This is a genomic window from Mycobacterium sp. E1747 (genome assembly GCF_001667775.1).
Lineage (GTDB): Bacteria > Actinomycetota > Actinomycetes > Mycobacteriales > Mycobacteriaceae > Mycobacterium.
The window spans coordinates 23,537-29,536 of record NZ_LZJI01000052.1 but is presented as its reverse complement, the minus strand read 5'-3'; the positions used below and the strand labels follow the sequence as shown (position 1 = coordinate 29,536).

Here is a 6,000-nt window from a genome sequence, read left to right as displayed (position 1 = left end):
CCAGGCCACCGTCACGCCGGAGGCCGTCAGTTCGGCGCGCCACTGGGCCACCAGCGTCGTCTTGCCGTATCCCGACGGCGCGTGCAGGACGATCAGCCGCCGGCGCCCGAAGACCGCGCTCGAATACGGCGAGCAGCTCCGCGAGGCGCAACGCCGGCGCGGGGTCCCCGTCGACAGCATGATCGTGCCGGTCGACGGCATCGGCGCGGGATCGACCGTCGCAAAGTCCGACGAGAAAACCGCGCCGACGCCGCCCGCGCCGGCGTTGCGCCTCGCGGAGCTGCTCGCCGTATTCGAGCGCGGTCTTCGGGCGCCGGGTGGGATCGCGGGTCATCGCGGTTTCGATGACGGCGGTGACGTCGTCGGGCACGCCCCTCTCGCTCAGCATTTCGGGAATCGACCGGCCCATCGGCGGGCGGCCGGTCAGCGCGCTAAACAGCGTGGCACCCAGCGAGTAGACGTCGGAACCAGTTGTGGGCGTTGCACCTTCGAGGAGTTCGGGTGCGATGAACGCCGGTGAGCCGATGACCACCCCGGCGCGGGTTTCGAACCCGCCGGCGACGCGGGCCAGGCCGAAGTCGGTCAGCTGCGGTTCGCCGTAGTCGGTCAGCAGGACGTTTCCCGGCTTGACGTCACGGTGCAGGATGCCGGCCCGGTGCGCGGCTTCCAGCGCGCCGGCGAGCTTCACGCCGATGCTCAGGGTCTCGCGCCAGCCGAGGGGCCCCCGACCGCTGACCCGCCCCCACAGCGAGCCCTTGGCGTGGTAGGGCATCACGATGAACGGCCGACCACCGCGGGTGGTGCCGACCTGCAGGACGGTGACGATGTGCGGGTGCCCCGAGAGCCGGCCCATCGCCCGCTGTTCGCGCAGGAACCGGTCGAGGTTCTCGGGGTCAAGGTCGTTGGTCAGCACCTTGACCGCCACCATGCGGTCCAGTTCGGGCTGGGCACAGCGGTAGACCACCCCGAATCCACCGCGCCCGATCTCCTCGACACCCTCGAAGTCGAGTTCCGCGGCGACCCCGGCGATCAGATCCTGCTGGATCGCCTCTGCATCCACGTCGGCCATCGACGGTCACTGTCCTCGCGAGTCAGGCCGGTGCGCCTTGCACTGGTCGTGACACCATATCGCGGAATGACCTGGGGCGATGGCGGGAAATTTACGCCTGAAGCAATACCGCCGAGGCGCTTGAACTGCGAACTTGTGGTGGTCCCGGCTGGGATCGAACCAGCGACCTTCCGCGTGTGAAGCGGACGCTCTCCCACTGAGCCACGGGACCGGCGCCGAGAGGCGAACGACGTCGAAGACTAGCACGGACCGGCTCCCCCAGTATGGGCCGCGTGCACCGATCGAGGTGTGCGCTAGCCTGGACGCGGCTCGTACCAAGAAATTTGTATGTGCCCGCTCACGTGGACTATCGTCGTGCTTCGCACCGGGCGACGATCTCGCCCGAGGCGCGCGGATGTAGCGCAGTTGGTAGCGCATCACCTTGCCAAGGTGAGGGTCGCGGGTTCGAATCCCGTCATCCGCTCGAAGGTGCAAGTGGCATCAATCCAGCGGTGGAGTGGCCGAGTGGTGAGGCAACGGCCTGCAAAGCCGTGCACACGGGTTCGATTCCCGTCTCCACCTCCAGCTTTGGACCCCGGCGCGATTAGCTCAGCGGGAGAGCGCTTCCCTGACACGGAAGAGGTCACTGGTTCAATCCCAGTATCGCGCACCAGCTCCACAGCAGTTCAAAGGTAGTTTTTGAGCCAAGCGGCGCAGGTCGTGAACTCCTCGTGAACTCCCTGTTTTCCTTGGGTCAGCAACCCGAAGGAAGAAATGCCCCTCACTGCCAACGCTTTTCCCCAACCAGCCGACGCCGTCCGTATCGAGGAATGGGTCATCGACCCTGGCGGCCCTGACAGCGCCTACCGCTGTTTCACGGGTTCGTCCTGGGTCGTCGGCCAGCCCGAACGCGAGCACGACACAACGGTGGTCATCGTCGGCACACAGCACGCCGACCGCAGCACCGAGCGCGGCATCCTCGTGGAGCGCCTGGACGACGAGCTGACCATCGGCCAGGCCCGCGAACTCGCCCGCGCGCTGATGGCCGCCGCTGACGAGGCCGCCGACATGAACGGGCGGGACGAGCTGTGAAGCGCGCCGTTATCGCCCTGGTGCTCCTCACGGCGGCCACATTCGAGGCTGGCATCGCGCACGCCGACCCGGCCACCGGGGACTCGGACACGCCCTGCTATCGCGGGGCTGGCCGTGGCCGCAATCGAATTGACCGCACATCTAGTGAAGTTCATCGTGGTCGAGACCTGGCGTCTGTGCGACTGGACGCTGAAACGGGTACATGAGCACCGGCAAGCCACGGCGGCCCGTCTCAAGCAGCCCTCAACGCCCCAGCCGCTCAACGCAAAAGCCCCTTCGCCACTCACAGCGAAGGGGGCTTTTGCTCGTGCTCAAGCCATTGCGAGGTGTCGTGCTCCCAAGACTTCGTGTCGTCCGGCCTCCGGTGCGACCTCGGCCCCGGCTGCGACTAGCGCCTCCTGCAGGACGTTCAAAGCCTTAATGAGGGACGCCTCGGATGCGTCCGGAACATCAATCGTCCAGCTTGCCGTCAGGTCGGCAGCGGACGCCGTGTAGTCGGCGTCGACCCCCAGGCGAGCCAACTCGTCCGTAACGGAGTCGAGAAACGCCTCGAAGCCGTCGTAGTCGTTGGGGTCGTTGTCGCCAGGGGTGAATTGCAGGAAAATCTCGTACATCTTCACTCCCCTCTCAATCGTCCCAGCAGGTCGCGCGGGATAGCTGTCCCCGTAGCTGCTTCTCATAGTATGGGTTCGATGGGGTCAGCTTAACCGTTTTTATGTGCGCCTTGTCACAGGGACATTTCATCTTGAAATACCTGTTCGGGCGCTTTTCGATGCGCCAGCCCTTCGCTTCCGCCTCGCGCAGGACTTGCTCAAGTTCCTTGTTCTGGTGCTTCGGTCGCGGCAACGCTGGTCACCGCGCTCGATGCGGCTGCACTGCTAACACAACGGTCAAACGTAGTGTCTGTGTTCCGCGTACGTCGCGCAACTCGCCGCTGTCAGTACCAACACAAACGCGAGGAAACCCGCAGGCCATTACCTACCACCGGGGGCCTGACTCAGCGCAGCCTCTCTGACCAGCTGGTCGCGCCTGGCTTAAGCACCTGGTAGCTGTACGAGTAGACCATGATGCTGTCGTTGCCTTGTTCTGACCGTCCGCCCTCAATTCGCAGGTCAACGACTCGTTCCCCGTCCGCGATTGTCGCTTGCGCGTCTTCCCACGCCGCCCGCTCGGCTGCCAGCCATCTCGCGGTCGGGTTTCCTCCGTTCGGCCACCGGATAGTGCCGTGCCGCACCTGGGACTGATTCGGTGTTGTCATGGCATCATCGTCACCCACGACACCGACAACTTGCCTCTATTTCTTGCGGCGCGGCGTCTACCGTTGACTTGAAGCACAGTCCGCTAACGAGAGGTGGATAGTGAGCGCACCGGACAACGAAATCTCCGTCTCAGCCGCATTGCCGGCTGCGGAGACAGAGACAATCATGTCCGCGTTGTTCGACCAGCTCATCGACAAGTTCGAGGCCGGGCATACCGCCGACTCACAAGAAGTCGATGCTCTGCTCGACGCGGTGCTCTACGTGCTGCAAAACAGCGAGGATTACGAATCGCCAGAAAAGCTGGCGGAAGCGATTGAGCAGACCGCGCCGAAGGTTGCCCAACACATTCGGTCGTTGCAAAGCCCCGACGCTATTGCCGCGTACATCAACCTGCTAACCGCCATCATCGTGTGGATGACGCAGTTGTCCAACGCATTACATAACCCGCCGCCGCCAGGGCAAACCCAACAAGTCACGGTCAATGTCAACGTGACGAATGCTCCGGTCAACATCAATGTGACGACTGCTCCGCAGTCACCAGCACCCGATGGCGGCGCGACACCCGGCCAGAAATCGCACTGATGCATTGGCTGTCGACAACAGTTCAGCTCGTCGGCACTGTCGTCACCGGGATTGGTCTTCTTTACGCCTACGGGCGCGCCACGGCGCTACCCGCCCGGTTGCGCCAGTGGTGGGCACGTATTCGCCGCAAACCGCAAAACATAACCATCGACGCTTCCCTCGGGGGCATCGGTGTGAGCATGTCGGGCGATGTGCATATCGCGTTCACGCTGGACGAAAACGCAACGACAGACGAGAAGCTCGCCCAGGTGCAGGGTTACCTTCGGGAGCTGCGCGCCATGTTCGGCCCAATCAATGCCGCTATCAACAGAATCGACAAGGCAATCGAGGAGGCCAAGAAGCACGCCAACACGGTGGCCGCGCAGGCGCTCGCCGACGCCAAAGCCGAGGTTCAGCGCTTCGGTGCCCGACTTAACGAGCTGCAGGCGGTCGACCTGCGCTATGCGGCGGGTGGTGCGTTCGTCATGGGGGTTGGTTACGCGCTGAGTTACTTCAGCAGCTTCAGGTATTGACTAACGGCTCGCCGCTGAACGAAGGAAGCCCCGCAGGCGAGTCGTCATCGCCTGCGGGCCTTCCTTGGTATGTGAGCGGGTTGCTACATCACCACGTCGTCGTCGGGCGTGATATTGCTGCGGTCATAGTGAACGTCCTTCCAAGACAAGGAAGGTCACAAAGCCTTTGCGACCTTGTGACCCGAGGTGATTGCGGAGAGTGCGGAGAATCCGGTGTATGCGGAGATTCGGTTCGACGGCGCGCATTCCGCGTTCAGGCCGTCGAGTTGGCAGCTTACTAAACAGGTCTGCCACGAGGGCTAACGGCGGCGTACCGGGCCTTACCGTTCTGGTCGAAACGTTGACCGCCCCCGGCCTGCCCGAGTGCAGCTCTGCCCTGGGGGCGCATTCGCGACGCCCGGCGAGACCGCCATGTCTGCGGTGGCCACGGCGGCACCGACAAGGCATCTGGCGTGGTCATCGCACGGCCTCGCCGTACGGCTCTAGAGCGGCGTCGACCTCGGATAGCCGAAGGCGAACGATACGCGCGCCAAGCTTGTGCGCGCGAAGTCTGTGGTCGTACAACATATTTCGCACTGTGCGGTCGGTCACGCCGAGATAGCTTGCGGCCTCAGCGATGGTGATGAATCGGTCGGTCGTCTTGGGCGCGGTGGACTTCTTGGGCACAGCGGGCTCCTGAAACCTCGATAGTGGGAGTGCCTGCCGAGCTGACGGCTCGCGGCTATTCAGGAGGGGCCGGACTAGGTTCCGGCTCGTTCTCCGTGACGCTACCTAAAGGGTCTGCACCTTCCGCTTGGTGCAGCTTGCCGCCGTTCTGCGCGAGCTTCGACAGCGCCGCCGCGAGCGCCCGGTCACGGTCAGCGGCGGCGTGCTGGTACCTCATCGCGGCAGCCGGGGTCGAGTGCCCAAGGCGGCCCATCAGCTCCGCGAGCGTCGCGCCGGACTGCGCGGCCAGCGTCGCGCCAGCGTGGCGCGTGTCATGGAAACGGAGGTCTGGTTGACCGGCGGCGGCTGCGGCCTTCTTGAAGTGCCTGTGCAGCGTTGCGGTCGCCAGGTGCCGGTTCTCCCCCGTGGCCGCCGGGAACAACAACGCCTCCTTGCCCGGCGCGACGCGGTCAATGATGTGGTTCTTGACCATAGGTGAAATGTGCGACGGAATGTGAACATTACGTTGCCCGGCTTCAGATTTCGGTGTCCCGATTCGGAACTCGCCCTCGACGCGCACGACAGCCCGGTGGTGGGGCTGAGCGGTCGGTGCGGGGCTGTCCGGGCACCGCGGTTTAGGACCCGAGCGACACCGAGGCCGCGGCCCCGACGAGGGACTGGCCGATGCCGAATATCTGCCATTGGCCGAAGGTTTGGCCGCCGGTCTTGGGGTCGGCGACCACCCCGGACGCCAGTGGGGTGGCGAAGGCGCGGAAGCCGCCGGGCCAGAACACGGTGAGCAGGTCGGCGCTGGCGGTGGGGGTCGGGTACAGGGTTGCGCCGCCGTAGCGCAACGCGACCG

At 64.7% G+C, this 6,000-nt stretch carries 7 protein-coding genes, 4 tRNA genes and 1 pseudogene; 6 read left to right on the top strand and 6 right to left on the bottom strand.

Going from position 1 to position 6,000, the window contains the following annotated elements; genetic code table 11:
* A partial coding sequence (locus A5695_RS06350; protein WP_156749487.1) for a serine/threonine-protein kinase occupies nucleotides 1-1,069 on the bottom strand: 1,069 nt, incomplete at its 3' end.
* A gap of 136 nt (nucleotides 1,070-1,205) precedes the next feature.
* A tRNA-Val gene (locus A5695_RS06345) sits at nucleotides 1,206-1,280 on the bottom strand.
* Nucleotides 1,281-1,459: 179 nt separating this feature from the next.
* Between A5695_RS06345 and A5695_RS06340 the strand changes: the two genes are divergently transcribed.
* From A5695_RS06340 to A5695_RS06325, 4 genes are all read left to right on the top strand, one after another.
* Nucleotides 1,460-1,532 (top strand) — tRNA-Gly (locus A5695_RS06340).
* A gap of 27 nt (nucleotides 1,533-1,559) precedes the next feature.
* Nucleotides 1,560-1,633 (top strand) — tRNA-Cys (locus A5695_RS06335).
* A 13-nt stretch (nucleotides 1,634-1,646) separates the two neighbouring features.
* Nucleotides 1,647-1,721, top strand: a tRNA-Val gene (locus A5695_RS06330).
* Between the two features lie 101 nt (nucleotides 1,722-1,822).
* Nucleotides 1,823-2,140: a hypothetical protein gene (locus A5695_RS06325; RefSeq protein WP_068079277.1), complete on the top strand. Its 318-nt coding sequence runs from the start codon at nucleotides 1,823-1,825 to the stop codon at nucleotides 2,138-2,140.
* Nucleotides 2,141-2,451: 311 nt separating this feature from the next.
* On the opposite strand, the gene A5695_RS06320 is transcribed toward A5695_RS06325, so the two are convergent.
* The gene (locus tag A5695_RS06320; protein WP_068079276.1) at nucleotides 2,452-2,760 is read right to left on the bottom strand and encodes a hypothetical protein; all 309 of its coding nucleotides are present in this window, start codon (nucleotides 2,758-2,760) and stop codon (nucleotides 2,452-2,454) included.
* 738 nt (nucleotides 2,761-3,498) lie between these two features.
* Here A5695_RS06320 and A5695_RS06315 point away from each other — a divergent pair.
* Together A5695_RS06315 and A5695_RS28325 are read left to right on the top strand one after the other, a co-directional pair.
* Nucleotides 3,499-3,981, top strand: a complete 483-nt coding sequence (locus A5695_RS06315; RefSeq protein WP_068079275.1) for a hypothetical protein — start codon at nucleotides 3,499-3,501, stop codon at nucleotides 3,979-3,981.
* A complete protein-coding gene (locus A5695_RS28325) occupies nucleotides 3,981-4,493 on the top strand; it encodes a hypothetical protein (protein ID WP_156749485.1) in 513 nt (170 codons plus the stop codon). The genes A5695_RS06315 and A5695_RS28325 overlap by 1 nt, the downstream gene beginning before the upstream one ends.
* 456 nt (nucleotides 4,494-4,949) lie before the next feature.
* Here the strand turns inward: A5695_RS28325 and A5695_RS06305 are convergent, their stop codons facing one another.
* The 3 genes and pseudogenes from A5695_RS06305 to A5695_RS06295 all read right to left on the bottom strand — a co-directional run bounded on the left by A5695_RS06305 (nucleotide 4,950) and on the right by A5695_RS06295 (nucleotide 5,992).
* Nucleotides 4,950-5,159 (bottom strand): AlpA family transcriptional regulator, encoded by a 210-nt coding sequence (locus tag A5695_RS06305; protein ID WP_068079273.1) that lies wholly within the window; start codon nucleotides 5,157-5,159, stop codon nucleotides 4,950-4,952.
* A gap of 145 nt (nucleotides 5,160-5,304) precedes the next feature.
* A pseudogene (locus tag A5695_RS06300) lies at nucleotides 5,305-5,727 on the bottom strand (tyrosine-type recombinase/integrase); the annotation flags it as partial.
* A gap of 46 nt (nucleotides 5,728-5,773) precedes the next feature.
* Complete coding sequence (locus A5695_RS06295; RefSeq protein WP_068079271.1) at nucleotides 5,774-5,992, bottom strand: hypothetical protein; 219 nt, start codon at nucleotides 5,990-5,992, stop codon at nucleotides 5,774-5,776.
* Nucleotides 5,993-6,000 lie beyond the last annotated feature (8 nt).